Origin of the sequence: Larsenimonas rhizosphaerae (assembly GCF_023700005.1) — a bacterium.
GTDB classification, from domain to species: Bacteria; Pseudomonadota; Gammaproteobacteria; order Pseudomonadales; family Halomonadaceae; genus Larsenimonas; species Larsenimonas rhizosphaerae.
Map to the genome: position 1 here is coordinate 133,790 of NZ_JAMLJK010000001.1, position 25,316 is coordinate 159,105.

Below are 25,316 nucleotides of genomic sequence, written 5' to 3' on the forward strand. Positions count from 1 at the left end.
CTACCACTACACTTGCGTGTATAACGAAACCGCTGTCTGACTGGATGAGTTGTTATGCCTGACCGTGACCTGATGGAGTGTCTTGAGACGCTGTTGCACCAGCATGGGCCTGTGTGCGTATTGACGGGGGCTGGTGTCAGCACCGAAAGCGGCATCCCGGATTATCGTGACCGGCAGGGGGAGTGGAAGCGGCCGCCACCGATGACACACCAGGCCTTCATGCAAAGCCATGCTGCCCGGCAACGGTACTGGGCCCGCAGCCTGATCGGGTTCCAGGTGCTGGGCGAGGCCCAGCCGGGGCCGGCTCACCGCGCACTGGCGGCCCTTGAGGCGTCAGGCGTCGTATCGTCCATCATTACCCAGAATGTGGATCGCCTGCACCAGAAGGCCGGCAGCCGACAGGTCATCGATCTGCATGGGCGAGCGGATCTGGTGCGCTGCATGGCCTGCAGCGGGCTGTTGAAACGACGGGCCTATCATGACTGGCTGGCCGAGCTGAACCCGGGCTGGCGCGATATGTCAGCGACCGTGGCACCAGATGGCGATGCGGATCTGGAAGCAGATTTTTCAGGCGTTCAGATCCCATCCTGCCCCAGATGCGGGCATGACATCATGAAACCGGACGTGGTGTATTTCGGGGACAACGTGCCCAGGCCTCGGCTACAGAGCGCCATGAACCGGCTGGACGAGGCGGGTGCCCTGTGGGTGATCGGGTCATCGCTGATGGTGTTTTCCGGGTTCCGGTTTGCGCGACATGCTCACCGGGCCGATAAGCCGCTACTCTGCTTGAACCAGGGGCGCACACGCGCCGATGACCTGTTCACGCTCAAGGTGGATGCGCCGATTGGCGAGACACTGGCTGCGTTGGCGGCGGCCAGTGTCTAGCGGGACATTCAGGCCACAGCGGCCTGACGCAGGCGTTCCAGCAGCGTGGTGATATCGTCTTCGCTGAATGCACCGGCCGTAAAGGACGGCAGGGCGCGCAGAGGAAGATAGCGCATCATGGCCACCATCATGTCATCGCTTTCGCCATCGCTGGTGTCACCCAACATGCCGGCCAGCAGTGGAGAGGCTTCGGCCATCGGTGCCAGGGTATCCCTCAGGATACGCTGAGCAGTCGGCAGGGCTTCAAGGTCACCGAACAGCGTATTGCGGTGAAGGGCCGGCCAGGCAGGTGCATCGCCCTCAACGGTGAACGAGGCCACGGCGCGAATATCTCGAGAGGAGGCACCGACGTGCACTTCGAAGGTGCCGCTCGGTGCGCGGAAGCATTGATGGTCCACGTCGTACCAGGCAAGATCCCGATGGGTCAGATCAAGGGTTACCGAGATGGATTCGCCCGGCGCCAGGTACACCTTGTGAAAGCCCTTCAATGCCTTTTCAGCCACAGGCACCGTGCAGGTGCGATCGCTGACATACAGTTGTATGACCTCGTGGCCGGCACGCTGTCCGGTATTGGTCACGCGCAGGGTGACACTCAGGCCCTGTTCTGCACGAATGGCATCGCCTGACAACGTTAGATCGCTGTATTCGAAGGTGGTGTAGCTCAGCCCGTGGCCAAACGGGAAGAGTGGTGCGGTTCCGACGGTATCGTAGTGACGATAGCCGACAAAAATGCCCTCGCTGTAGTTCACCACATCGCCTTCCCCCGGAAAGGATAGATAGCAGGGCGTATCTTCCAGCCGGTGAGGAAAGGTTTCTGCCAGCCGTCCGGCGGGCGAGGCATCGCCGAACAGAAGATCGCTGATGGCAGCCCCTGCCGCCTGACCACCCAGATAGCCTTCAAGAATGGCTGGCACGCGATCAACCCAGGGCATGACGATCGGCGAGCCATTGGCAAGAACGATCACCGTGGCGGGCTGTGCCTGGGTGATGGCATCAATCAGCGCCAGTTGATTGGCAGGCAGGTTCAGGTGGGTGCGGTCATAGCCTTCTGACTCGTAGCGCTCCGGTAGCCCGACAAACAGGACGGCAACCTCGGCACTCTGCGCTGCTGCCACCGCTTCTTCGGTCAGGCGATCGTTGGTCTGATCGCTGTCGATCTCGAACCCCTGCGCGTAGGTCAACGGGGCCTCGGCGCGCGACGTCATGGCATCAAGCGGCGTATCCACCCGTGTTGGATTGACGTGGGAGCTGCCTCCACCCTGAAAGCGTGGCCGCTGCGCAAACTCACCGATCACTGCCACCTTCTGTTGAGACCCCAGCGGCAATATCTGCTCGTTTTTAAGCAGCACCATACTCTGCCGTCCGGCCTCGCGGGCCAGTTGATGGTGTGTCTGCAGGTCTGCCGTGACGTTTGGACGATGCTGGTCGACGCCCTTGAAAATCAGCGTCAGCAGCCGCCGTACGGCGCGGTCGAGCACCGCCTCTTCCAGATGACCTTCTTTAACGGCATCGACGATCAGGCGCGTTCGGGTATCACCACTGGAGGGCATTTCAAGCTCCAGCCCGGCCTTCAGGCCGTCAATGCGATCATTGACAGCGGCCCAGTCAGAGACCACGACGCCCTCGAAGCCCCATTCATCGCGCAGGATATCGGTCAGCAGGCGGTGATGTTCGCTGCACAGGGGGCCATTAAGGCGATTATAGGCGCACATGACGGTCCATGGCTTGCCCTCACGTACGGCTTCTTCAAAGCTTGCCAGATAGATTTCGCGCAGGGGGCGCTCGTCAATGCGTGCATCGACCGACATGCGGCGGTGCTCCTGGTTATTGGCCGCGAAGTGTTTCAGTGAGCTGCCGACGCCCTGGGACTGCACGCCCTGAATGTGCGCGCTGGCAAGTCTTGATGACAGCAGCGGGTCTTCGGAAAAGTATTCAAAGTTGCGTCCGCACAGGGGGGAGCGCTTGATGTTGGCGCCGGGCCCGAGCACCACGGACAGTGCCTCGGCCTGGGCCTCCCGGCCCAGGGCCTGGCCGACCCGGGTTAATAGCTCCGTATCCCAGCTGCTGGCCAGGCCTGCTGCGGTCGGGAAGCAGGTGGCGGGAGTGCTGTCGAGCAGGCCGACATGATCTGCCCCCGGGCCATCAGGCTGCTTTCGAAGCCCATGGGGGCCATCGGCCATCATGATGGCCGGGATGCCGAGCCGCTCAATGGCACGGGTATGCCAGAAGTCCTGACCGGAGCAGAGGCCGGCTTTTTCCTCAAGGGTCAGTTGAGTCAGCAGCTCATCAAGGTCACGCATTGCAGTCATCCTTGTACATGGGGAACGGTAAGGCATCTCGGGCGTATCAGGCCGCCGTGGGTTTTTGAGCACGCACGGTTTCCATCACCTGATCACTGAGGGGATACCTGAGCATGATCAGGGCGACGCACAGCGCGCCCGCCGCGGGGATCAGGCTCATCATGGACTTGATCAGGGTGAGGACTTCCGGTGTCTGATCGGCGTTGGGAACATAGCCAAAGGTGCTGAACAGCAGCCCGACCAGCAGCCCGCCAATACTCATGCCGAACTTGTGGCTGAACGTGACCGCGCTGGTCGACGCGCCGGTAGCCCGCCGCCCCGAGCGGTACTCAACGTAGTCGGCAATATCGGCCACCATGGCCCACATGGTGGCGCCGATGATGCCGTTGAATACCTTGGCCAGCATGAAGACGGCGACGAAGGTGGGGGTGTTGATTTCGACGGCCTTGAAAAAGGCTGCAAGGGCAAGTGCGTAGCCGAGATTGGCCCAGATCATGACGGTGCGCTTGCAGAATCGCTGAAGTACATACTGGTTGATGAGTACCCCTGCGATCACGGCGGCATACCCGCAGGCGAGGAACAGGGAGACGCCTTCTTCATCGTGCAGGTAGTACTTGAAGAAATAGATGGTTACCGAGTCCGGCATCAGCATCAGTGTGAAGATAAGCACGCAGACCAGGAACATGAGCCAGAACGGTTTGGCGCGCGCTACATCCCTGAAGCTGGTCAGCGGGCTGCTGGCACTTTCGCCTTCGATATGGCGTTCATTGACCCCCCTGAAGGTGACCAGCAGTACGGCAAATGTCATGACGCCGTAGAGGGAAAAGACCAGCGAGAACCCCAGTGCCTCATCACCACCGCCGAACCACCTGACCAGCGGCAGTGTGCTGTAGCTGATCAGGACAAACGCTACATAGGAGCAGATGACGCGAATGTTGCTCAAGTCCCGCCGTTCGGTGTTGTCTGTGGTCATGATGACCGGCAGGGCGGAGTAGGGGATGTTGGCCATGGTGTAGACGCCCATCAACGCGATGTACGTCACGAAGGCGTAAGTCACCTTGCCGGACTCGCTCAGTGCCGGGGTGGTGAAGGTCAGGGCCAGTATGATGCCCAGCGGCAGGGCCGAGAACAGGAGCCAGGGACGCAGGCGGCCAAAGCGAGAGCGGGTGCGATCGCTCAATACGCCCACGATGGGATCGGTGATGGCGTCCCACAGGCGAGTCACCAGGAAAAGAGTTCCCACCACGGCGGGGCTGATACCGAAGACATCGGTATAGAAATACATCAGATAGAGCGACAGCGACGCCCACGTGAAGGCGAACGCGAAATCGCCGGCCCCAAAGCTCAACTTCTCCCTTCTGCTCAGCATAGACAAGTGCTCCGTCGCGGGGCCTGTTGTTCATGTCATGTAACCGGTTACATGATGGTTGGTACGTTCTGCATTCACCACTCGCCTTTTGTCGATACAGGCGTAGTAAAATATCATTACTGACTGCCGGCAGAGGGCACCGGTCGAGAGCAACCACACGGGAAAGGCACCAATGACTACCATTCGCGACGTCGCCGCACAGGCTGGCGTATCAGTGGCGACGGTCTCACGGGTCATGAAAGGCGATGTGCCCGTCAATGACGAAACCCGGGCACGGGTGCAGGCTGCCATCGAGATGCTGGACTATGCGCCGAATGCCTTTGCGCGCTCACTGGCCTCGAACCGCTCTCAGGGAGTCGGCTTGCTGATTTCCCATCTTGGGGGCCCTTTCATGAGCCGGTTCATGGCGACGGTGGAAGAAGCGCTTCGGCGCTCGGATTACTCCCTGATGGTGGCTGCAGGCCACAGTGACGCTACCCGAGAGCGTGAGGCGCTGCGCTTCTTGAGCAGCAAGCGCTGTGACGGTGTGCTGGTGCATGCCGATGGTCTGGAGGATGACGCGCTGAGGATGCTGGCCGGACAAATGAACATGGTGGTCATCAATCGTCAGGTCCAGGGGCTGGCAGGGCAGTGCGTCTATATCGATAACCGCCGGGGAGGCTATCTGGCAACGCGTCATGTGATCGAGCTGGGGCATCGTCACATCGCCTGCCTGACCGGGCCACTGTCAAAGCAGGACGCCAGATGGCGGCTGGAAGGGTACCGTCAGGCCATGCAGGACGCCGGCCTGCCTCTGGATGAGGCAGCCATCATCGAAGGTGATTCTCAGGATGGAAGTGGCCGATACGCCATCGATCTGTTGCGAACGCGAAAGAGTCCGATCACCGCACTGGTGGCCGGCAATGATGAGATGGCGATGGGCGCGATGAGCCGGCTGAAGGTGCTGTATCCCGGTATCAGATTGCCCGACGCGCTATCAGTGGTGGGGTATGATGATGAACACTACGCCTGCCATCTCGCCCCGACCCTGACCACCGTTCATGCCCCGGTCGAGGAGATGGCAAGGGCCGCAGTAACCCTGATGGAAGCCCGCCTCAAGGGGGGCGAACCCCCCGGGTTCGAGAGCGGCTTCACACCGACTTTGATGACCAGGGAGTCCACCGGGCCAGCGCCGGATCAGGGCGTTTTCTGCAGTACCAGGTCGACGTTCTGAGTCGGGGCACCCTGGGTCAGCACCTCCACAGGGGTCTTCGTTCTGAACAGCAGTTTGCCGTTTTCAGTGATGCGCGCATCCAGTGTATAGCGGTGTGCCTCATCCAGACTGCCGCGATCAAACTGCAGGGTAAAGGGCATGGGGGTAGTGCGCACATGATTAACGCTGGTTTCTGCCACAAGCGAGTTGTTTTCGGCACTGGCATCGCGCAGCGACACGTTCAGGGTGCTGCCTTCCGGCAGCATCATGCGCTCCCGGTAAGTGGCCTGGCCGGAAAGCGTGGCAAAGTCCGGCCCCCCCAGGCCTATCAGGCTGCACCCGCTCAGGCTGGCCAGCAGGGCCACGCTGCCGCACAGTCGCATCAGGTATGATGCACGAATCTTCATGACATATATCCTTGTGGTTAGCCGCCTGCCAGCTTGACGGTAAAGCCCCGTTTTTCAAGTTCGGCCTTCAAGGCCTCCCTGTGATCACCCTGAATCTCGATCATGCCCTGTCGGGTCAGGGTGCCGCCACTGCCGCAGCGCTTCTTGAGCGCCTGGGTCAGCGTGCGCAGTTCGGCCATGGGAAGCGGCACCCCGGAAATGGTGGTAACCCCCTTGCCCTTGCGGCCGGACGTCTCGCGGCGAAGGCGCACGATGCCATCCAGAGCAGAGAGTCGCGCCTCATCCTCATTATCATCCTGCTGTCGGCCGCGCTGATCGCCGCCGTCCGTCGAGTATACCAGGCTGCTCAGTTGATCCTTGAATGACGCCATGGGCGGCCTCCTTGTGGGTGACGCTGGGAGCATAACGCAGCCCTGAAAGAAAGAAAAAGCGGGCTTTAACGCTCCTCCAGATCTAAATGACAGTGCAGGGATGCCGTAGAGTACCAGTAACAATAATTGCGCTTGCGGTCTGGTTCTTTAGAATTAGTCTCCAGAACCAAAAAACTAATTAAATGATTCAAGGAGCTTTACCATGCGTCTGGTCTCTTCTCTTGTGCTGGCGGGTGTGCTGGCTGCATCCTCTTCCGCAGCGCTTGCTGCCGACGATCACTGGTCTGTCGGGGCGCAGGCCGGCACGACAGGGCTTGGCGCAAATGTCAGCTGGCGCTTCAGTGACTATTTTGCCCTGACCGCCGGCTACAGTGGTTACACCTATGATGATCTGGACCGGACGGTAGACGATGTTGACTACAAGGGCGACATCGACAGCGATATCTACAGCATCAAGCTGGATTATTTCCCCTGGGCCGGCGGCTTCTTTGTTTCCGGCGGTCTGGTGCGCCCCGACATTCAACTGAACGTGACGGGGACGCCCAACCAGTTGTCTGACCTCGGAATCACCGGTGACCAGGCACGTCTGGAAGGTGATGCGGAAATGGCCGACGGTGTAAAACCGTATCTGGGCCTTGGCTGGCGCACCAGCAATCGGGCCGGCCTTGGGTTTTATGCTGAAGCCGGTGCCTTCCTGATTGACCCCTCCGTGAACCTTCACGCACGAGGATCAGCGGTCAATAACCCGGCCGCACAGGCTGCATTGAGCTCTTATGTCGATGAGCAGGAAGATGAAGCGAAGGATGAACTGGACAAGTATCACGTCTATCCGGTTGCCGTTCTTGGTGTTGAATATACGTTCTGATCAACGCGTTTTTAATACAGGAACGCCCTGCATCTGCAGGGCGTTCCTGTTTGACGGGACAGCCCGTGTCATTCGCTGACATCCATGTAACGGCGTGCCCACTCGCGGTTTTCATCAAGCGTTGAATAGCGGGTCGACAGCTCCGAGGCGTTCAGTGTGCCTTCGGCAATACCGCGCTGCTCACGCAGGCAGTCGTAGGTTGCCTTGATGGCGGCAAAGTAGGCCGCGTGGCCATTGACCACGACCCGTACTCCGCAGGCTGCCAGTCGGGCCCTGTCGTTGAGGGCAGGGTTGTCATAGGTCACCAGCATCAGCGGAATGGACAGATGCTGGCTGATGGTCTCGAGATGATCAAAATCACGAATTCCCACCATGCAGATGCCATCAGCGCCGGCTGCCTCATAAGCCTTCACCCGCTCGATGGTGGCTTCAACACTTAACTGGCCGGCGTGAGTACGGGCAAAAATGGCCATGGCGGGATCAATGCGCGCCTCGATGGCCGCCTTGATCTTGCCGACGGCTTCTTCCTGTGGAATCAGGTCGGTGGACTTGCGGCCGTACTTGGCCGGTAACAGTGTGTCTTCAATGGTCAGGGCGGCAACACCTGCACGCTCCAGTTCATTGATGGTACGCATGACATTCAGCGCGTTACCGTAGCCATGATCGGCATCGGCAATAATCGGCAACGTTGCTACCCTGCCGATCCGCGTTGCCTGTTCGGTGAATTCGCTGAGGGTGATCAGGGCAAAGTCCGGTGCCGCCAGAACCTGTAGTGATGCTACCGAACCGCCCAGAATCCCGACTTCAAAGCCCAGATCAGCAGCAATGCGTGCTGACATGGGATCGAAGGTGGAAGCGGTATAAAAACAGTCATCCCTTTCCAGTAATGCTCTGAATTCATTGCGTAAATCATGTTGGGAAGGGGTAGCCATCCTGTCTGCTCCGTACTGATTGGTCATGTTTGAAATGAGAGCATTATACGCCTGCCGGGAAAATGGTTCAGCAGTATGTAGTCTGACAACAAAAAAAGAGCAGGGATTGGGCTCATTATCTGACAAGGCCTGAGGGGTGTTCTACGGTGAGTAGTATCTATTCATGCATCACGGAGGATGCTTTTCATGTCTGCAACCACTTCTCGGAGTAAGGTTCGTTATGCCGTCGTTGGCGGCGGCGAAATTGCTCAGATGGCGTTCATGCCAGGAATAAGCGCGGCCGAAAATTCCGAACTGACAGCGCTGGTCACCGGGGATCCTCAAAAGGCTGAAGCTCTCGGCAAGCGGTACGGCATCAGCACCTACACCTATGAGCAGTATGATGAACTGCTGGCGTCGGGCGAAATCGATGCGGTGTACGTTGCAACCCCCAATTTTCGTCATCGCGAGCATGCCGAGCCTGCGCTCAAGGCAGGCATCCATGTGCTGCTTGAAAAGCCGATGGCTACCAGTGTGGCCGATTGCGATGCCATGATTTCGGCAGGTACACAGGGCAATGCCAAACTGATGGTCGCATATCGTCTGCATCATGAGCCGGCCACGGTCGACATGATCCTTCGGCTGCAGTCAGGCGAACTGGGGCGTACGCATTCGTTTACATCGCATTTCACTCAGGATTTGAACGAGAAGAATCACCGCGCCACCAACGGATACTGGGCCGGGGTCGTGCCGGACCAGGGCACCTACCAGATCAATGCCGTGCGCCATCTGTTTGGTGCCGAGCCGATCGCCGTGAGCGCGACGGGTCGCAAGCACCCCACAAAGAATTATGATTTCGATGATACCGTGTCCATCACTCTGGAGTTTGATGAAGGGCGCATGGCAACCTTCGTGGTCAGTTGCTCGGCCGCAGGTATTGATCGATTCACGCTGGTGGCTGAAAAAGGCACCATCGACTGCCAGCCAAGCTATATCTTCGGTCCGGATGTCTCGATCAAAAGCACCTGGACGATCAAGGGCGAGACCACGGAGCAGGACCCCGGCCCCACCGAGCAGTTCGGTGGTCAGACCGAATATTTCTCGGCCTGCATTCTGAACGACGTGCAGCCGGAAGCGGATGGTGAGGAAGGACGGCGCGACATGCGTATTCTGGAAGCCATCAAGCAGGCGCTGGATACCGGTCAGCGTCAGGAGATCGAACCGCTTGAGTATCGCGCACGTATCACTTCTGAACAGATACGCCGCCTGACGCCGGTCGAGCCACCTGAAGAAGCAGTAAGCGTGGCGACAATCAGCGGATAGTGATTGTCCTGCACATGCTGTCCTGTCAGATACGGCGCCTTCGGGCGCCGTTTTGCGTGCTGCGTCAGCGGGTACGGGCGCCAGGTGCCAGCCGTCGGAAGCGAATATTGATAATGGCAATGCCGAGCACGATCATGCCGCCACCGATGACCTTGAAAATATCCATGTGTTCGTCCATCAGCCAGATCCCCAGCATGACCGCAAACACCGGTGTCAGCAGTGACAGTGGGATAACCCGTCGAACCTCATATTGCCGCAGAAGCCAGTACCATGCGCTGTAGGCCAGAATCGATGACATGACCGCGCTGTAAAAGGCGGCTCCCCATCCTCGCCATCCGGCGTTGCCAATGGCCTGGAGCTGATGATCCTCGAATATCAGCGATGCCGTGACGAGCAGGGGGATGGCAAGCAGGGCCATCCAGCCGGCCATGGCCACCGGGGGAATGGTCGGCCCGGCCTTGACGATCAGGTTTGAAATGGCCCAGCCCAGGGCACTGATGATCAACAGGGTCAGCGGCAGCGCCGGCGGCATGGAGGGCCCGCCGGCCAGCACGACTACCCCGGCCAGTGAAATCACCAGGCCAAGAATACGCTTGGGGCTTAATCGCTCTTTCAGGAAAACGGCGGCCAGAATGGTAGCAAACGGGGTTCCCAGCTGGACCAGAATGGCGCCGGTACCGGCCTCGGCCCTGGATAGCCCGATAAACAACAGGCCGAAATGCATCAGGCCAAAGGTAAGGGCAAGCAGTGCAACCCACTTCAACTGTTCCCGATTCAGCCGGGTAAAGGGCACAACCAGTGCCGCAACGATGATGAAGCGCAGTGCAGTCAGGGCCAGCGGCGGGATTTCCGTGACGCCTACCTTGATGACGATATTGTTGTAGGCCCAGACGATGATGACACCCAGGGCAAGGAGAAGATGACGAAAGGGCACAGGCCACTCCGGATGAAGGACACAAGGCCCATGCCTGGCGGCACGGGGCGAGGGATCCGTAGTATAGCTACAGGAAGGCCTGACGTGCAGTGCGATGCATCGATCTAGAGTGATACCACCATGGCCGGCAGGGTCGACGGCGCATCATCAAGCCCCAGCCAGTCGATCACGGAAATCCACGCCGTATCAGCCACCCTGTCATGACCCGGTGACGTCTGAACGATCATGCCGTCCAGCAGCATGCTGATCGCCTGCCCATGTCGTTTGGCCATCCCGGCATCAAAGCGGGCCATGTGATCATGCACGGTCGCATGCAGCCAGGCCTTGTGCCGAGCAGCCTGCTGCTCGATCACGGCGGAGGTGGAGCAGTATTCATCCCGGGCTCGAATGAACATGCAACCATTGAAGCTCGAGGAGCAAAACCAGGCGCGATGCCATCCGAACAGGCGCGCCAGCATGTCCGTCAGCGACACGGCTGGGGTCAGTGCCTGCTCAAGAGAGTGGCTGAATCTGTCATGCCGGTCTGCAAGTACCGCCGCAATCAATCCTTCCTTGGTAGAAAAATGCTTGTACAGAGTCATCTTGGATGCCGGCGTCTTGTCACGAATGCAGTCAACGCCCACGGCCTGAAATCCATGGGCATTGAAAAGCTGCCGGGCTGTTTCAAGGATATCTTCGCGTTTGGCCATGGCTTTTTTCCTGTTGTGCTTGCTGATATCGTCAAAAGTGTACAGACTTGTATGTACACATCAAGCGAGCGGGCTATATTCAATGAATTATCGTACGTGTTTTCTGGACAGCCTTCGTGGGCTGGTGGGCGGAGTAACAGGCATCGGTTTGATGGGGTGGCTGGCTCATGCCAGTCATTTACCGCTACTGATGGCGCCCTTTGGCGCCACCTGTGTGCTGTTGTTTGCCGCGCCCGACGCGCCGCTGGCACAGCCGCGCAACGTTGTCATCGGACACCTGGTGTCAGCGGCCGTCGGTCTGCTGGTATATCACTGGCTTGGCGATGGGGTCACGGCCATGGCTCTGGGTGTCGGGCTGGCCATCATGGCCATGCAGTTGATGGGGGTAGTGCATCCTCCGGCGGGTGCCAATCCACTGGTCATCATGATGGCACCACAGGTGCCGGGCGTTGATTTTCTATTGACTCCGGTGGCCAGCGGGGCAGTGGTTCTGGTCGTGGTGGCCTGGGTCATCAATAACCCTGGGCGGGCCCGGCGCTGGCCGGTTTACTGGTGGCGCGCCTGATGTTGATCGCTCAACAATTGCACATCAAGGGCGGGTTGCTGGCCGGTATGCAGATGAATGTAGGCCTGCAAGTGTGCAAACAACTCACGGCGCAGCGACTTCAGTGAGTGAGGCCCGAGCCCTGGCACAAGCTCATCGAGCCAGTCGGTAAGCTCCTGCTCGTCCAGTGGGAGTGGGGCATCAATGTCCCACATTACCCGCCCCTGTCGATACCAGTCGCCGTCGTGGCCCTGGCAGACCACCAGCGCCAGAGCAAGGCCCGGGCGGCGCTGCCGTGAGCGGCGGCCCTTGTCCTGAAAGTGAAGCTCCGGGGTCAGTTCCAGATGCTCTTCCAGGGACGCGTGAGGGCCACGAATATGAATGACGTTGCCGTTGAGCGGAGCCAGCGGGGTCTTGATATTGTACTGGCGCGCCACGTTCTGGTGCGCCTGCTGGTGAGCCGGCTCACCATGGACCGGCAGCAGCGCTCTGGGAGCCACCCAGCTGTAGAAGGTTTCCAGCTCTTCCTGGGAGGGGTGGCCGGAAGCGTGCAGATCCGGCGCGTTGTTTTCATCGAAGATAATGGCGCCCTGGCGTTTCAGCCCCTCTTTAAGGCGTTGAATGGGCTCCTCATTACCGGGAATGGCGCGCGCGGAAAAAATGACGCTGTCACCGGCGGTCAGGTCCAGCTCCCGGTGGCTGCCCTGTGCCATGCGGGCCAGGGCCGAGCGGGGCTCGCCCTGGCTGCCGGTCGCAATAATCAGCACCTCTTCAGGCGGAAGGTAACCCAGATCGGAGGTGGGGATGCGCGACGGGAAGTCATCCAGGTAGCCAAGCTGCAGCCCGATACGCACCATGCGATCCATCGATCGGCCAAGCAGGCCGATGCGCCTGCCGGTATGACGGGCGACATCTCCCAGCGCCTTCAGGCGAGCCATGTTGCTTGAAAAGCAGCTGACCACCACACGACCAGTGCAGGTGCGGACCAACGCCTCCAGCGCTTCTGCAGCATCCTGCTCGCTGCGGGAATGTCCCTGGACATCGGCACAGGTGGAATCACCGATCACCATATCCACCGGCGCCAGCGCCTTGAAGGTCGATGGGTTGACCGGTTTGCCGATCACTGGCGTAGGGTCCAGCTTCCAGTCGCCCGTATGCAGTACCCGCCCGGCCGGCGTGGTCAGCAGCAGTGAGCAGCTCTCGGGAATGGAGTGTGTGACCGGCAGGTAGCGTACCGAAAAGGGACCACTTTCGATGGTGTCGCCAGGTGATATTTCATGCAGGGCATCGGTACGCAGTCCCTGTTCGCTCATGCGTGCCCGCATCAGTGCGCAGGCCAGCGGCGTGGCGTAGATCGGGCACCCCCACTTCGGCCAGACCCAGGCAATGGCGCCGATGTGATCCTCATGACCATGGGTGATGAACAGCGCCCTGGGGACCCATTGACGAGCTGCCAGATGGCTGACATCTGCGCTCTGCAAGGGGGTGTTCGGCAGATCCTGACGAATCATCATGCCGCAGTCGACGGCAATCCAGTGATCCTTGTAGCCATACAGCGACAGGTTCATGCCGATCTCGCCACAGCCCCCGAGCGGATGAAAGACCAGCGGGCTGCGTAATCGGGGGCGTACCTGAATGCGGGATGGCGGCATGAATAGTCCTGAGCGGCAAAACTTTGATTCAACTATACGATAGCTGCGCCATTACCGACAAACATGCCGCATGCTATCCCGGTAGCCAGCACCGGCCTGCTCTGGACGAGCCGACGACAGATGGTCATTGATACGGCAATTTATCTGGAGCAGGCCACGTCGAAAGTGAGACGCTTGTATTCTTGCATGAAGGTACATTCTTCGCGTTCGGCTCTGGGGCTGGGCGCACACCGGTATTCAGGAGTACAGGTATGGCTTCGCAGGATCCGCAGGATGCGGTAGATGTAATCATTGATCAGTGGGCGCGAGAGGTGCCCGAGCTTGATACGAGGGCAATGGCTACGCTGGGTCGGCTCAAGCGTACCAGCGTGCTGGTACAGCATGAGCTGGATCGGGTCTTTGATGCTCATGGCCTGGCCAGCTGGGAATTTGATGTGCTGGCTACCCTGCGTCGGTCCGGGGCCCCCTGGTGTCTGGCTCCCACGGCCCTGTTTTCGTCGCTGATGATTACCTCCGGTACGATGACGAACCGGTTGAAACGGCTGGAGGCGCGAGGACTGATCGAGCGGGTTGCCAATACAGATGATGGCCGAAGCAGCCTTGTCCGGCTGACCCCGGCCGGGCAGGCATGCATCAGCGCGGCCCTTGAGCCGCATGTCGCCAACCAGGCAAGGGTTGTGTCATCGTTGTCCGAGACGGACCGGGCGGCCCTGGACCAGGGGCTTCGAGCACTTTTGACGGCCCTTGAAGGTTCGGATTGACAGGTGGCTGGCACGCGCGGCAATATTGTTGATATAGTCAACTAAATGGTCCTGCCATGACCTCAGATACCCTCGGCGATGCGCTGCACCGCCTTCTTCATGCCTACAAGCGGGCCCTTCGCCAGGCATATAACGATGCAGGCCTGACCCTGACCGTTTCCCATATCCGGCTGCTCAAGGGTATTCATCACCAGCCCGGCAGTACGATAAATGCCCTGGCCGAACGCTCTCGCCGGGACAAGGCCCAGATCACCCGGTTACTTCACGGGCTGATTGCCGAGGGGCTGATCGAGAAATCTCCCCACCCTGAGGATCGCCGCAGTCAGCAGGTGCACCCGACCGACAGTGGCAGGGCGATGATCGCCGCGGTGCAACAGGCCGAAACCGTGGCGGCAGAGCGCATGAGTGCCGGCCTGCCGGCGTCTGATATTGCCTTGTTCACCCGCCTGGCTGTCACCATGACCGACAACCTTTATCCCGCACCGGAGTCTGCCGATGAGTGATCGCAGAAAACCGGCCCCTCGAGAACTTGAGGTGCTGCACTCACAGCGGCTGACACCGCACATGCTGCGCCTGACCCTCGGAGGCCCCGGCATGGATCGTTTTCCTGAGCCGGACCTGTCCGGTGGCTACGTCAAGCTGATGATCTCCCAGGAAGACGGTGCCTCACCACTGATCAGAACCTACACGATACGTGCCCATCGTCCGGGTGACATCGATGTGGATGTGGTGCTGCATGACGATCATGGTCCGGCATCCCGCTGGGCCATGGCAGCCGTACCCGGGTCGCGACTGATGGTAGGGGGTCCGGGTCCGTCAAAGCCGGTGGATGAGCAGGCCGACTGGTGTCTCATGGTGGCGGATATGACCGCGTTACCGGCGCTTGCCGTCAATCTGGAAACCATGGCATCGACCCACAGGGGGGCCGTGTTCATCGAAGTCACCAGCGAAGATGATATCCAGTCGCTCGCGCACCCCGAGGGCATGGTGCTGCACTGGGTAATCAATCCCCGGCCGGGTACGGCCGAAGGCGGCGGACCGCTGATCGACGCCGTCAGGGCCTGGCCATGGCCTGACAGCGGACGTGGCTTTGTCTGGGGAGCCTGTGAGTTCTCAGGCATGCGGGCCCTCAGGTACTACACAAGGCAGGTCCGTGGGCTTGAGCGTCGGCAATGTTATATCTCCAGCTACTGGAAGCACGGCATGGCAGAGGACGACCACAAGGTTGTCAAGCGTGAAGATGCCGATCAGGACGCTCAGGCCTGACGTGTGAATACCCCCGGATAGCATTGCACCAGCCCGTGCTCATCAACGCGCAACTCTGATGAGGTGCCCGTGTCCAGCCCGCTGTACCGGTAATGGGATGCATCGTGGCGCAGGTAATGCTGCCGCACGCACGTTACCTGCAGGCTCGGAACCGCGACCATGACTACATCAATCGTGGCGCTGTCGCCATGGGCAAGCCCCAGGCGTCTGATGGGCAGTGTATTGGTCAGTGGCGTGGCTGCAATATCCACATCCGTGCACCCCTCCAGCGCCGGGCAGGCCCTGTCATTGACCTGCCAGTGCCCGGCACCATCGGTTTTCAGTACCAGACGCTCGCCCGCCCGTACCTGCACGGTGGCCTCACGCAGGCGCCAGTGTGGATCAAGGGACAGTTGATACTGAAGTATCACGCCTGACACGGGGGAGTCGATCACGTGGCTGTCGATGTGCACTCCGGTGGCGCTTTCCCTGAGACTCGCTTCTTCCAGGCCGTTTGTTTCAAGGTTGCGCCAACAGCATTTCAGCATTACAGGGTGCCCTCGCGAAGGCCGGTGTCATCCCAGCGAACGATACGGTCGGCGCGGTGGCGTGTCAGGGCAATACGTTCAGCGTTGGGGCGATCAGTCGAGGCAACCCAGGCCTTCGCCTCGGCTTCCGTTCTTCCAAAGCGCATGTGCCGCTCTATCAGCCACGTCTCTCGCTGTTCGTTATCCACATCCAGATACCAGACCTCATCAAGCAGTTCTGCCACCTGCGGCCAGGGCGCATCCTGCAGCAGCAGATAATTTCCTTCCGTGATCACGAGTCGAGCCTCCGGCAGTACGGGGATACTGGCGGCGATCGGTTCTTCTATCTCGCGATAAAAGTCGGGGGCATAGATGACTTCATTATCCACATGTGGTGTGCGAAGGCGGTACAGCAGGTCTCGGTAGCCGGAGGCATCGAAGGTATCCGGCGCGCCCTTGCGGCCGGCGCGTTCAAGGCGGGCCAGTTCCTGGTTGGAGAGATGAAAGCCATCCATCGGTACCTGCACTGCCAGCGGGCCAAGCGCCTCCGTCAGCGCTGCGGCCAGCGTGGACTTGCCACACCCGGGAGCCCCGACAATGCCCAGCAGGGAGCGTGGCTGGCGGTGAATCAACCGGCGTGCAGCGTCGAGCAGGGCATCATCGACAGGGACAGACGGAGTAGCATGAGGGGATGAAGTGGCCATGAACATGTCCTGATCGGCATCAAGGGGAAAGCCTCTGGTCTACCCTCCATGGAACCATGTTGCAAGGAGCATCGTATGATTCAGTGGTGCCAGGCTCGCCGGATGACGTTTCTGACCTTTGCCGCCGACGGATTCGCCATCGGTGCCTGGTCAGTCGCGGTAGCGCGTATTCAGCACGGACTGGGAGTGAGTGATGCGGCCATGGGTTGGGCCTTGCTGGCCTTTGCCGGCGGGGCCATTGTGTTCATGGTACTGGCCGGCCGGCTTGTCGGTCGCTGGGGCGCCTGTCATCTCAGTATCGTGAGCGGGCTGACAGCGGCTGTGGCGCTGGCACTGACTGCGTGGATGCCCTCACTGGTGACGCTCTCCCTGTTGCTGATCCTGCTGGGTGCCGGCCATGGCTCGCTGGATGTGGTGATGAATACCCGAGCCAGTGCGCTGGAGCGTGATAAAGACAAGACCATGATGTCGTCATTTCATGCCGGCTGGAGCATCGGTGGGCTGGCCGGAGCCGGAACGGCAGGGGGCCTGATCATGCTGTCGGCACCACCGGCCCTTCTGACCGGGGGCCCGGCACTGATTCTTGCACTGGCCATGGTGACGGTCGCGTTATATGGCGACAGGACTCCGGCAGGCCAGGTCTCGGCACCGGTAGCAGTGCTGGCCTGGCCCAGCCGAGCAGTGAGTGGGCTGGGAGTGTTGGCCTTTTTGTCCCTGCTGGCCGAAGGCATCGTGGCCAACTGGAGCAGCCTGTATCTGCAGGCGGTCCTGCCGGACAGTGGTGGAGGCATCGCCGTCGGCTATGGCGCCTTTGCGCTGGCCATGCTGGCCGGTCGTGTGGCCGGTGACCGTCTGGTGACGTGCTGGGGCATTGAGCGTCTTCTTCCTCTGGGCGCGTTGATGGCCGCTATCGGGCTGGCCATGGTGCTGCTGTGGCCCTCCCTGATCACTGCCATTCTCGGCTTTGGCATGATGGGGGCGGGATTGGCCAACGTGGTTCCTCAGGTTTTCAGTCGTGCAGCCTCCAGACATCATGACCCCAACATGGGCATCGCCATGGTCGCGACCATGGGATACGGTGGCCTGTTGCTGGGGCCTGCATTGATCGGTGGGCTGGCTGGCGTGGCCAGTCTGCGGCTGGCGCTGGCGATGCTGGTGCTGATGCTGGTGGTCATGGGGCTGGGAAGTGTCTGGGCCTGGCGCTCGACATGGATATCCTTCTTTTCGTAATCCCGGAGGACAGCGCGATGACCGTACGACTGGAACACCTGCTGGCTATCGACTGGCCGATTATTCAGGCTCCCATGGCAGGAGTATCAACCCCGGCGCTGGCGGCGGCAGTATCCAATGCCGGGGCGCTTGGTTCACTGGGACTGGGGGCGAGTAGTCCAGGCAAGGCCTTCGAGATGATTCAGGCGACACGCCTGCTTACGGCACGTCCGTTCAATGCCAATTTTTTCTGCCATGCGCGGCCTGCCCATGATGATGCGGTCGCTCAGCGCTTCATCGAGGCCATGCGGCCGGCATTTGCCCGTTTCGATGCCGAGCCGCCCGAGGTGCTTCGTGAAATCTATACCGGGTTCAATGACGACCCGGAGCTGCTGGAGGTCGTGCTTGAAACGCGCCCGGCCGTGGCCAGCTTTCACTTTGGCGTGCCCTCGCCTGGCGCAGTGACTGCCATGAAGGCCAGGGGGATCATGCTGGCTGGCTGTGCCACGACGGTTCAGGAGGCCCGGCAGATTGAAGCCGCCGGGCTGGACATTGTGGTGGTTCAGGGCCTTGAGGCGGGCGGGCATCGCGGTAACTTTGATGCCACCAGTGATGCGGGAAGTGGCGTGCGTGAGCTGCTACGTCGTGTGCTGGCCATCACCCATCTACCGGTGGTCGCTGCTGGCGGGTTGATGACGGGGCAGGATATTCGATCAATGCGAGAAAAAGGAGCGGCCGGGGCGCAGCTGGGCACGGCCTTTGTAGCTTGTCCTGAATCGGCAGCCAATGAAGCCTACAGGGCCTCGTTGGCCAGCGAGGCCGCGCACCATACTGGTATTACCCGCGGTATCTCTGGCCGACCGGCACGGGGCATCATCAATCAGGCACATGGCGAACTTGTGGGGCCTGAGGTAACGCTGCCTGATTATCCGCTGACCTATGACCTGAACAAGGCGCTCAATGCTGCTGCAGCCCGTTACGGGAATACTGATTATGCCGCGCACTGGGCGGGTGAGGGTGCGCCGCGTAGCAGGGCAATGCAGGCTGCTACGTTGGTTGATGCGCTGGTACGTGAGGCTGGTTTTTTATAATGGCATCACGCCTTTGACGTGATTATTGATGGAGCACCGTGGCCATGATTGATGCCAGTTCCCGCAAACGAGCCTCCGGTAGTCTCGAGGCCGGGCCGCTGATGCCAATACCGGCACGTACTTCACCGTTATCCCGCCAGGGAATGGCCACGCAATTGAGATCTGCCGAGAAGACCTCCAGGTCCAACGCATATCCTTGCTGATAAATCTGCTGAATTTCAGCCTCCATTGGCGCCGGGCGTTGCTCGGCATGCAGTGATGTCAGTGCTTCACGCAGGCGGGGAATGAAAGCCAGAAAAATCATTCCGATGGCAGAGCCGACCATTGGAGAACGTTGCCCAAGCGGGCTGGCTGCCTTGAGTGGCCGATCTGATTCGATGGCATCCAGGAAGTAAACCTCTTTCCCACAAGGTACGGCAACAAACACGGTTTCTCGGGTCTTTTCCGCTATCGCGTTGAGACAGGGCCGTAACCGGCTGCGCAAGGCATCATCATCGCCAATGACCCGTGTCAGGGTCAGAATTCGTTCGCCAAGATAATATAGAGTACTTCCCTCTCTCCTTTGTACATATCCCATTTTATTCAATGTTTTCAATATATTGTGGGCTGTGCTTGTTTTGAGCCCAAGACGCTGAGCCAGCTGCTGAAGCCTGGCCGAGCCGCCGGCATCGGCCATGGCCTCCAGGATGGCAATGGCACGTTCAATCGACTGGATCACCGAAATCTCCTGGGGTTGCAAGTGACAAGGATCGATCCCTGTCATGTTCTGTTTGGATATTTTTCCCATAATATGGAAAATTTTAAGGATAAAACAATATTTAATGCATTATTGTTGAATTTATGAGCGCTTATACTACCTTTTGATAAGAGTGCATTGTTATGCCTAACAGTCACCGAGGAGGTAGAAATGAAGTCAATGTTAGCCACCGTAACAGCTAAACAGGGACATGCCGCTGAACTTGAAGCCTGTATCGACCGTCTTGCCGGGCAGGTACGCCGGGAACCGGGAAACGTGTCCTTTCTGGCCTACCGTGAGCAGGGCGACCCGTCACGCTTTACCATGATGGAGGTGTACGAAAGCGAGGATGCCTTTAAAAGGCATCTGAAGATGATACACACCCAGCAGTTCAATGAGGCGCTTGAGACTCTGACAGAGGCAGGGGCTGCTCATACTGTCGTGCTCGATGAGGTCGCAAGGGAGCCTGCCACTGCCAGCACCAGCGTGCGTGGTGTGGACCACCTGGGAATGACGGTTCCGGACCTTGAGCAGGCGACACGATTTTTCAACAAGGCATTCGGGGCGGTTACGCTCTATGACGTGCAGCCTGCCGATGCCGAGCCCATGGCTGGTCCAGAGGTGGAGTCACAGCTGGGATTATCACCCGGCACCAGCATTACGCATATGCGATTGCTGCGGTTAGGCGAAGGCCCTTGTTTTGAGCTGTTTGAAATGAAGGGGGCGGTTCAGCGACCGGCTGCCTCGTTGCAGGATATCGGTCTTACCCACCCGGGAATATATGTGGACGATATCGACCAGGCTGCCGAGCGGCTCGAGATGGCAGGAGGGAAACTGTTATCTCCTCCGCATGGCCTGGCGCGCAACGAAGGCGGTGAGCGTAACGCCGGACTGTATGCATATACGCCCTGGGGCATGTTAATCGAGTTGCTGACCTATCCGGATGGCATCACCTATCCAGATACCTCGCCCGCCACTCGATGGAAGCCAGCCTGATAAACAGAAGGAGATTGACCATGCTCAAGATGACCATGTTTCTGAAGCGCCACCCTGATTTATCTCATGACGAATTCGTTCGTCATCACATCGATCAGCATGGGCCGCTGTTTCGCTCCATTCCGGAAGCTGACCGGCATGTGATGCGATATATCCAGACGCATCCATCTCCGCTAAGTGATGACGCTCCTGTCAGCGTGGATGACTACGACGGTACCGCGGAGATCTGGTTTGATGACGAGGCCGGCATGAAAGCCGTACTCACTTCTGATACTTATCGCGATAAGGTATTTCCCGATGAGAAAACCTTTCTGGATCACGATAATACGCTGATTCAGGTGGGGCATCAGACAACTATTATCAGCGATGCCTGATCTAATTTATGATGCAAAAAAGCCGCCTGAAAGGCGGCTTTTTAATCTGTCGTACACAGGAGCTGACTAGTGAAAAACGACGGTTTTGCTGTCGGCCAGAAAGATCCGGTGCTCGATGAAGTAGCGTACGGCACGTGACAGGGCCACGGTTTCCGTGGCGCGGCCAACCGAGGCCAGATCCTGAGGTCGGTAGGTATGATCAACGCGCTGGACTTCCTGCTCGATGATCGGGCCTTCATCCAGATCGCCGGTCACGAAGTGCGCGGTAGCACCGATCAGCTTGACGCCGCGCTCAAAGGCCTGGTGATAGGGGCGTGCGCCCTTGAAGCCTGGCAGGAAGGAGTGGTGAATGTTGATGGCGCGCCCTTCCAGTTTGCGGCATAGATCATCACTTAGAATCTGCATGTAGCGGGCCAGTACGACCAGGTCGGTCGCGGTTTCCTCGACCAGCTCAAACAGCTCCTGTTCACGCTGTGCCTTGTTCTCCGGCGTGATGGGCTTGTATACGAAGCGAATGCCCTCGCGTTCAGCCATCGAACGCAGGTCAAGGTGGTTGGAGACAATGGCGGTGATCTCCATGCCCAGCTCTCCCTTGCGGTGGCGGTACAGCAGATCTGTCAGACAATGATCGAACTTGCTGACCATGATCATGACCTTGGGCAGGCGCGAGGTGTCATGAATCTGCCAGTCCATCGAAAAGTCCTGGGCAATGGCTTCGAATTCGGCGTTGAGCTGTTCAAAGTCAGCTGTCGCACCTTCATTGAAACGAAACCTGGCACGCAGGAAAAATCGGCTGATTTCCTCGTCATCGAACTGGGCCAGTTCGCTGATGTAACACTGGTGACGGCTCAGAAACGAGGTCACGGCGGCAATGATGCCGGAGGCCGCCGGGCAGGCGACCGTCATGATGTAATGCGTCGGGGTATCCATGCTGCTGTCCGTAACAACCGGTGCGGCGAGTGATCATGCCGCGCCGGGAAACAAGTGTGCTGGCGTTAAAGTGCTGTGCGATAGTGACAGCTCATTCCAGGCGTTGGTAACCGATTATAACGTCCCATACGCTATTGGCAGCAGTTTTTATGAGACCGACCCGGGCAGGTAGCATGATGAGCACAGCACACTATGGCGCCGTCGGTGCCTTTTCACGGTTTTTCAGCTGGTGGGCAGCGTTGTTGGCGATGGCTTTTGGGCTGGTCGCTCCGTCGCTACAGGCCGCAGAAAATGACATCATTCTGCCGGCACACGTGCAGCAGGGGGCCATGGTCATCGGGCGGGTGCCCGTGGGCAGCCAGGTGCGTTATGACGGGCATGTGCTGAACGTCAGTGATTACGGCACGATCGTGTTCGGTATCGGGCGGGACGAAACACGGCCCCGAACCATCGAGGTAACGCTGCCCTCCGGCGTTCGGCAACAGGCCAGTGTCACGGTTACTCCGCGTGACTGGCCGATCGAACGGGTCAACGGGGTGCCTTCCAGTACCGTATCGCCCCCGCCGGACATCGCCGCCCGTATTGGCCGAGAGCAGGCACAGGTCAGCGCGGCGCGTACGCGCAATGACAATAGAACCGGGTTTGCCCAGCATTTCATCTGGCCGGTGGAGGGGCGCATCAGTGGTCGTTTCGGCCGTCAGCGTATCTATAACGGCACGCCAGGCTCGGCCCATTCCGGTATGGACATTGCCGCGCCCACGGGAACGCCGGTAAGGGCACCGGCCAGTGGAGTGATCACCTTTGCTGACCCGGATCTGTATCTGACCGGCGGTACGGTGCTGCTGGATCACGGCTTTGGCATCAGCTCCAATTTCCTGCACCTTTCGGCGCTTGATGTGTCGGTGGGCGATACGGTGACGCAGGGACAGGTGATCGGGCGCGTTGGTGCCACCGGGCGAGCCACCGGCCCCCATCTGCACTGGGGCATGAGCTGGTTTTCAACCCGTATTGATCCCCTGCTGGTAGTAAATCGCGAGGAGTAAGTGGTGGGGTGGGCCGATTCGCAGGCAGGCTGCATGTGTGCCACGTCAGACCTGGCCGGGGCATCCTGCATCGAGGTGCGTATCGGCCAGGCACATCTTTCGTCAGGGCATGACCCGATAGGCATTCAGCAGCATGGACCGGGGTTCATCGGGGATTGGCGTCAGGGTGCCGACGACCACATAGTTGTTGAGCCATGCGTAGCGTCCGGCAGGTACCGAGAGATGAATATAGGACATGGCGTAGGGTGCCGACCCCGTCAGATCATCATGGACCACGGTTTCGTTGCGAACCTTGATGGTCACGCCATCAACGGTTTTCATCTCGTAGCTGGTTTCCTGTTCGCGGGTACCATTGGGGCGAATCAGCTGGCGGTCTCCACCTCCGGCCTTGATCTCTCCTTCAAGTCGCTCGCCCTTGAAGGTGCCGCCCGTAATCGGCATGACTCTCCTCTCCCCATTCGGGCCATGGCCCAGCGAACGGGTAGGGCCGATATGAATTACCGCTTCGTAAAGGGCTTCCAGGTGCGGCCTTTCCGGGGCAGGGGGGATGTTCAGAGCCTGCGCGGGTGCAGCACCCAGCGCGGTCATGAATACCAGGCCAACAGCGAACGCGGCGCGTCGTGCCCGGGATAGGTATGAATCGACCACCTGTCATGTCCTCCATGGCAGTAAAATAGCGGCCCGATACACGGTGCCGGAAAGAATGCAGGCAAGGCACAGACCGTGCCGTGGAAAGAGACTCTGTACAAGGAGCGCGACGACTGTATGGCATGCCGTTCGCAATGATACGCGTTGATGCCGTGTTGTGCTCGATGAGTTGACGCTCTGTACGGGGACCAGTCCAGCCGCTGATGTTGTTATATAGTGTAACATTTTGAAGCTTATACCGGTTTTTTACAACACAAAGGCAAACCATAATTCGGAATGCACCGCTTTCAACGGCGTGTCATCCATGGTGGTGTGGTTCAACCACAGTATATCGGGGACTGGCAGAGAGGGGATGTGAGCCTGGAAGTATTCAGACCTGTCCAGGCTGCTTGTGACAATACAGGAGCACTCCGGGCATGAGGCTGGTGCTCCTGACGTTCGTGCATGCTCGAATCAGGTCTTGTTCGGCAGATGGACGGTAATGACCGGGCAGCTCGCCAGATGGCTGACCTTGTGGGAAACACTGCCGACAAACAGGCCGTGCAGGTCGGAAAGCCCGCGGCTGCCCATGACGATGGCATCAATGTCGAGGGCCCTGGCTTCTTCGAGGATCGCTTCTACCGCGGGTCTGCCGCGCACAATGACATGTACCTTGTTCCTGTTCAGTCCTGCCTTGTCCAGACTTTCCTGAATGACCTGTTCTGCCTGTTCCCGCGCCATTTCCGGGGTGTAGTCAAGGGGAGCGGCCCCGACACTTGCGCCGAGTCGGTCCGTGGCCATCGGCGGCTCCGGTACATTGATAACGTACAGGCTGGCATGATCGTCCAGCATCTGGACTGCAACAGCCAGGGCGTGAGCGGCATGATCAGAGCCATCAAGCGGCACCAGCAGAGAGCGATACATGGCGTTTCTCCTTGTGCAAAACACTGAAGAGGTAACTTCCTCACCTCTTCAGTGTAGGCACCAGGCAGGCAAATGGGCCGTTATGCGATGGTATGCCGCAGGGGTCACCGACTCAGGTCGATGGTTTTGGTCTGCCCTTCGCTCAGCCTTACCTGCTTGAGAATAAACGGGCTGAGAGTGCCATCCGGCAGGTGGACGGCACTGCCGACATAAAATACCCCGGCGGGAATACCGGTTACGGTGAAGTGGCCGGTGCTGTCGGTGCGTGCGGTATGGGTATATTCACGGGCACGGGGGTCTGCCGGTTCAATCTGCTTGCCGGCGAGCGCGGCATCGGCAGCTTCCGCGGCATAGGCAGTGGCCGGTGCCACCGAGACGGTTTCACCCTCATTGGTTATCTTCTGACCGTTCCGGGAATAATAGAGCTGACCCTTGATCGTGCCGGTACCGGTCTTTTCAAGGCGTGCATATTCGTCGGCTGAAAATGGCACGGTGCGCTTGACCAGATTGGGGTTTTGACTGGGCGTTGATGTGGTGCTGTCGGGCAGGATGCCGCTTTCTGACATCATTTGACAGCCGCTCAACATGACGGCGAACAGCGGCAGGGCCAGGATCTTGCGCATGGTATCTCCTTGAAATCGGGGAACGACAGGAGAGATGGTGCCTTCCTGCCGCACTAATGGCTACTGCAATGGCGCGTTTCAGAC

The 25,316-nt window shown here is 59.4% G+C and carries 28 protein-coding genes; 13 read left to right on the plus strand and 15 right to left on the minus strand.

Annotated features, from left to right (window positions below):
* The first annotated feature begins 54 nt into the window (after positions 1 to 54).
* Positions 55 to 885: an NAD-dependent protein deacetylase gene (locus tag NAT21_RS00595; RefSeq protein ID WP_250934833.1), complete on the plus strand. Its 831-nt coding sequence runs from the start codon at positions 55 to 57 to the stop codon at positions 883 to 885.
* An 8-nt stretch (positions 886 to 893) separates the two neighbouring features.
* Here NAT21_RS00595 and NAT21_RS00600 read toward each other — a convergent pair whose 3' ends face one another.
* Positions 894 to 3,185 (minus strand): glycoside hydrolase family 3 C-terminal domain-containing protein, encoded by a 2,292-nt coding sequence (locus NAT21_RS00600; protein WP_250934835.1) that lies wholly within the window; start codon positions 3,183 to 3,185, stop codon positions 894 to 896.
* A 46-nt stretch (positions 3,186 to 3,231) separates the two neighbouring features.
* The gene (locus NAT21_RS00605) at positions 3,232 to 4,554 is read right to left on the minus strand and encodes an MFS transporter (protein WP_250934837.1); all 1,323 of its coding nucleotides are present in this window, start codon (positions 4,552 to 4,554) and stop codon (positions 3,232 to 3,234) included.
* 172 nt (positions 4,555 to 4,726) lie between these two features.
* Between NAT21_RS00605 and NAT21_RS00610 the strand changes: the two genes are divergently transcribed.
* Complete coding sequence (locus tag NAT21_RS00610) at positions 4,727 to 5,767, plus strand: LacI family DNA-binding transcriptional regulator (protein WP_250934839.1); 1,041 nt, start codon at positions 4,727 to 4,729, stop codon at positions 5,765 to 5,767.
* Here the strand turns inward: NAT21_RS00610 and NAT21_RS00615 are convergent.
* Positions 5,731 to 6,153 carry a YbaY family lipoprotein gene (locus NAT21_RS00615; protein WP_250934842.1) on the minus strand — a complete coding sequence of 141 codons (423 nt, stop codon included), beginning with the start codon at positions 6,151 to 6,153 and terminating at the stop codon, positions 5,731 to 5,733. The two genes, NAT21_RS00610 and NAT21_RS00615, sit on opposite strands and share 37 nt — an antisense overlap.
* Before the next feature lie 17 nt (positions 6,154 to 6,170).
* Positions 6,171 to 6,524 carry a translation initiation factor gene (locus NAT21_RS00620; RefSeq protein ID WP_250934844.1) on the minus strand — a complete coding sequence of 118 codons (354 nt, stop codon included), beginning with the start codon at positions 6,522 to 6,524 and terminating at the stop codon, positions 6,171 to 6,173.
* Between the two features lie 202 nt (positions 6,525 to 6,726).
* On the opposite strand from NAT21_RS00620, the gene NAT21_RS00625 reads away from it, so the two are divergent.
* Positions 6,727 to 7,389 (plus strand): hypothetical protein, encoded by a 663-nt coding sequence (locus NAT21_RS00625; protein ID WP_250934847.1) that lies wholly within the window; start codon positions 6,727 to 6,729, stop codon positions 7,387 to 7,389.
* 68 nt (positions 7,390 to 7,457) lie between these two features.
* On the opposite strand, the gene NAT21_RS00630 is transcribed toward NAT21_RS00625, so the two are convergent.
* Positions 7,458 to 8,321, minus strand: coding sequence for an isocitrate lyase/PEP mutase family protein (locus NAT21_RS00630; protein WP_250934849.1), 864 nt, complete (start codon positions 8,319 to 8,321; stop codon positions 7,458 to 7,460).
* Positions 8,322 to 8,507: 186 nt separating this feature from the next.
* On the opposite strand from NAT21_RS00630, the gene NAT21_RS00635 reads away from it, so the two are divergent.
* Complete coding sequence (locus tag NAT21_RS00635; RefSeq protein WP_250934851.1) at positions 8,508 to 9,623, plus strand: Gfo/Idh/MocA family protein; 1,116 nt, start codon at positions 8,508 to 8,510, stop codon at positions 9,621 to 9,623.
* 64 nt (positions 9,624 to 9,687) lie between these two features.
* Here the strand turns inward: NAT21_RS00635 and NAT21_RS00640 are convergent, their stop codons facing one another.
* Together NAT21_RS00640 and NAT21_RS00645 are read right to left on the minus strand one after the other, a co-directional pair.
* The gene (locus NAT21_RS00640; protein ID WP_250934852.1) at positions 9,688 to 10,557 is read right to left on the minus strand and encodes a DMT family transporter; all 870 of its coding nucleotides are present in this window, start codon (positions 10,555 to 10,557) and stop codon (positions 9,688 to 9,690) included.
* Between the two features lie 104 nt (positions 10,558 to 10,661).
* The gene (locus tag NAT21_RS00645; RefSeq protein WP_250934853.1) at positions 10,662 to 11,246 is read right to left on the minus strand and encodes a TetR/AcrR family transcriptional regulator; all 585 of its coding nucleotides are present in this window, start codon (positions 11,244 to 11,246) and stop codon (positions 10,662 to 10,664) included.
* Positions 11,247 to 11,328: 82 nt separating this feature from the next.
* Between NAT21_RS00645 and NAT21_RS00650 the strand changes: the two genes are divergently transcribed.
* Positions 11,329 to 11,811 carry an HPP family protein gene (locus tag NAT21_RS00650; RefSeq protein ID WP_250934854.1) on the plus strand — a complete coding sequence of 161 codons (483 nt, stop codon included), beginning with the start codon at positions 11,329 to 11,331 and terminating at the stop codon, positions 11,809 to 11,811.
* Here NAT21_RS00650 and NAT21_RS00655 read toward each other — a convergent pair.
* Entirely contained in the window at positions 11,793 to 13,442 is a 1,650-nt protein-coding gene (locus tag NAT21_RS00655) for a ribonuclease J (protein ID WP_250934855.1), read from the minus strand. The two genes, NAT21_RS00650 and NAT21_RS00655, sit on opposite strands and share 19 nt — an antisense overlap.
* A 251-nt stretch (positions 13,443 to 13,693) precedes the next feature.
* On the opposite strand from NAT21_RS00655, the gene NAT21_RS00660 reads away from it, so the two are divergent.
* The 3 genes from NAT21_RS00660 to NAT21_RS00670 are packed head-to-tail and all read left to right on the plus strand — an operon-like array spanning position 13,694 to position 15,469.
* Positions 13,694 to 14,203 carry a MarR family winged helix-turn-helix transcriptional regulator gene (locus NAT21_RS00660; protein WP_250934856.1) on the plus strand — a complete coding sequence of 170 codons (510 nt, stop codon included), beginning with the start codon at positions 13,694 to 13,696 and terminating at the stop codon, positions 14,201 to 14,203.
* Positions 14,204 to 14,259: 56 nt separating this feature from the next.
* Entirely contained in the window at positions 14,260 to 14,706 is a 447-nt protein-coding gene (locus tag NAT21_RS00665; RefSeq protein ID WP_250934857.1) for a MarR family winged helix-turn-helix transcriptional regulator, read from the plus strand.
* Positions 14,699 to 15,469, plus strand: coding sequence for a siderophore-interacting protein (locus NAT21_RS00670; RefSeq protein WP_250934858.1), 771 nt, complete (start codon positions 14,699 to 14,701; stop codon positions 15,467 to 15,469). The genes NAT21_RS00665 and NAT21_RS00670 overlap by 8 nt, the downstream gene beginning before the upstream one ends.
* Here NAT21_RS00670 and NAT21_RS00675 read toward each other — a convergent pair.
* Together NAT21_RS00675 and NAT21_RS00680 are read right to left on the minus strand one after the other, a co-directional pair.
* Positions 15,460 to 15,996 carry a putative glycolipid-binding domain-containing protein gene (locus NAT21_RS00675; RefSeq protein WP_250934860.1) on the minus strand — a complete coding sequence of 179 codons (537 nt, stop codon included), beginning with the start codon at positions 15,994 to 15,996 and terminating at the stop codon, positions 15,460 to 15,462. The genes NAT21_RS00670 and NAT21_RS00675 overlap by 10 nt on opposite strands.
* Complete coding sequence (locus NAT21_RS00680; RefSeq protein ID WP_250934863.1) at positions 15,996 to 16,679, minus strand: nucleoside/nucleotide kinase family protein; 684 nt, start codon at positions 16,677 to 16,679, stop codon at positions 15,996 to 15,998. The genes NAT21_RS00675 and NAT21_RS00680 overlap by 1 nt, the downstream gene beginning before the upstream one ends.
* A gap of 75 nt (positions 16,680 to 16,754) precedes the next feature.
* Between NAT21_RS00680 and NAT21_RS00685 the strand changes: the two genes are divergently transcribed.
* Together NAT21_RS00685 and NAT21_RS00690 are read left to right on the plus strand one after the other, a co-directional pair.
* Positions 16,755 to 17,909, plus strand: coding sequence for an MFS transporter (locus NAT21_RS00685; RefSeq protein ID WP_250934866.1), 1,155 nt, complete (start codon positions 16,755 to 16,757; stop codon positions 17,907 to 17,909).
* Positions 17,888 to 18,979 (plus strand): NAD(P)H-dependent flavin oxidoreductase, encoded by a 1,092-nt coding sequence (locus NAT21_RS00690; RefSeq protein WP_250934869.1) that lies wholly within the window; start codon positions 17,888 to 17,890, stop codon positions 18,977 to 18,979. Before NAT21_RS00685 ends, NAT21_RS00690 begins: the two co-directional genes overlap by 22 nt.
* A gap of 22 nt (positions 18,980 to 19,001) precedes the next feature.
* Here NAT21_RS00690 and NAT21_RS00695 read toward each other — a convergent pair whose 3' ends face one another.
* Positions 19,002 to 19,697 (minus strand): IclR family transcriptional regulator, encoded by a 696-nt coding sequence (locus NAT21_RS00695; protein WP_250934871.1) that lies wholly within the window; start codon positions 19,695 to 19,697, stop codon positions 19,002 to 19,004.
* A 189-nt stretch (positions 19,698 to 19,886) separates the two neighbouring features.
* On the opposite strand from NAT21_RS00695, the gene NAT21_RS00700 reads away from it, so the two are divergent.
* Both NAT21_RS00700 and NAT21_RS00705 read left to right on the plus strand, forming a co-directional pair.
* Positions 19,887 to 20,711: an antibiotic biosynthesis monooxygenase gene (locus tag NAT21_RS00700; RefSeq protein ID WP_250934873.1), complete on the plus strand. Its 825-nt coding sequence runs from the start codon at positions 19,887 to 19,889 to the stop codon at positions 20,709 to 20,711.
* Positions 20,712 to 20,731: 20 nt separating this feature from the next.
* Complete coding sequence (locus NAT21_RS00705) at positions 20,732 to 21,085, plus strand: EthD domain-containing protein (RefSeq protein ID WP_250934875.1); 354 nt, start codon at positions 20,732 to 20,734, stop codon at positions 21,083 to 21,085.
* A gap of 66 nt (positions 21,086 to 21,151) precedes the next feature.
* Here the strand turns inward: NAT21_RS00705 and purU are convergent, their stop codons facing one another.
* On the minus strand, positions 21,152 to 22,015 hold the full coding sequence (gene purU / locus NAT21_RS00710) for a formyltetrahydrofolate deformylase (protein ID WP_250934877.1): 864 nt from the start codon (positions 22,013 to 22,015) through the stop codon (positions 21,152 to 21,154).
* A 173-nt stretch (positions 22,016 to 22,188) separates the two neighbouring features.
* Here purU and NAT21_RS00715 point away from each other — a divergent pair, with 173 nt between their 5' ends.
* Positions 22,189 to 23,058, plus strand: a complete 870-nt coding sequence (locus NAT21_RS00715) for a M23 family metallopeptidase (RefSeq protein WP_250934879.1) — start codon at positions 22,189 to 22,191, stop codon at positions 23,056 to 23,058.
* A gap of 102 nt (positions 23,059 to 23,160) precedes the next feature.
* Here NAT21_RS00715 and NAT21_RS00720 read toward each other — a convergent pair whose 3' ends face one another.
* From NAT21_RS00720 to NAT21_RS00730, 3 genes are all read right to left on the minus strand, one after another.
* Positions 23,161 to 23,706: a DUF3237 domain-containing protein gene (locus NAT21_RS00720; RefSeq protein ID WP_250934881.1), complete on the minus strand. Its 546-nt coding sequence runs from the start codon at positions 23,704 to 23,706 to the stop codon at positions 23,161 to 23,163.
* A 453-nt stretch (positions 23,707 to 24,159) separates the two neighbouring features.
* Positions 24,160 to 24,609: a universal stress protein gene (locus NAT21_RS00725; RefSeq protein WP_250934883.1), complete on the minus strand. Its 450-nt coding sequence runs from the start codon at positions 24,607 to 24,609 to the stop codon at positions 24,160 to 24,162.
* Between the two features lie 104 nt (positions 24,610 to 24,713).
* Complete coding sequence (locus tag NAT21_RS00730; RefSeq protein ID WP_250934885.1) at positions 24,714 to 25,232, minus strand: peptidase associated/transthyretin-like domain-containing protein; 519 nt, start codon at positions 25,230 to 25,232, stop codon at positions 24,714 to 24,716.
* Positions 25,233 to 25,316: the final 84 nt, after the last annotated feature.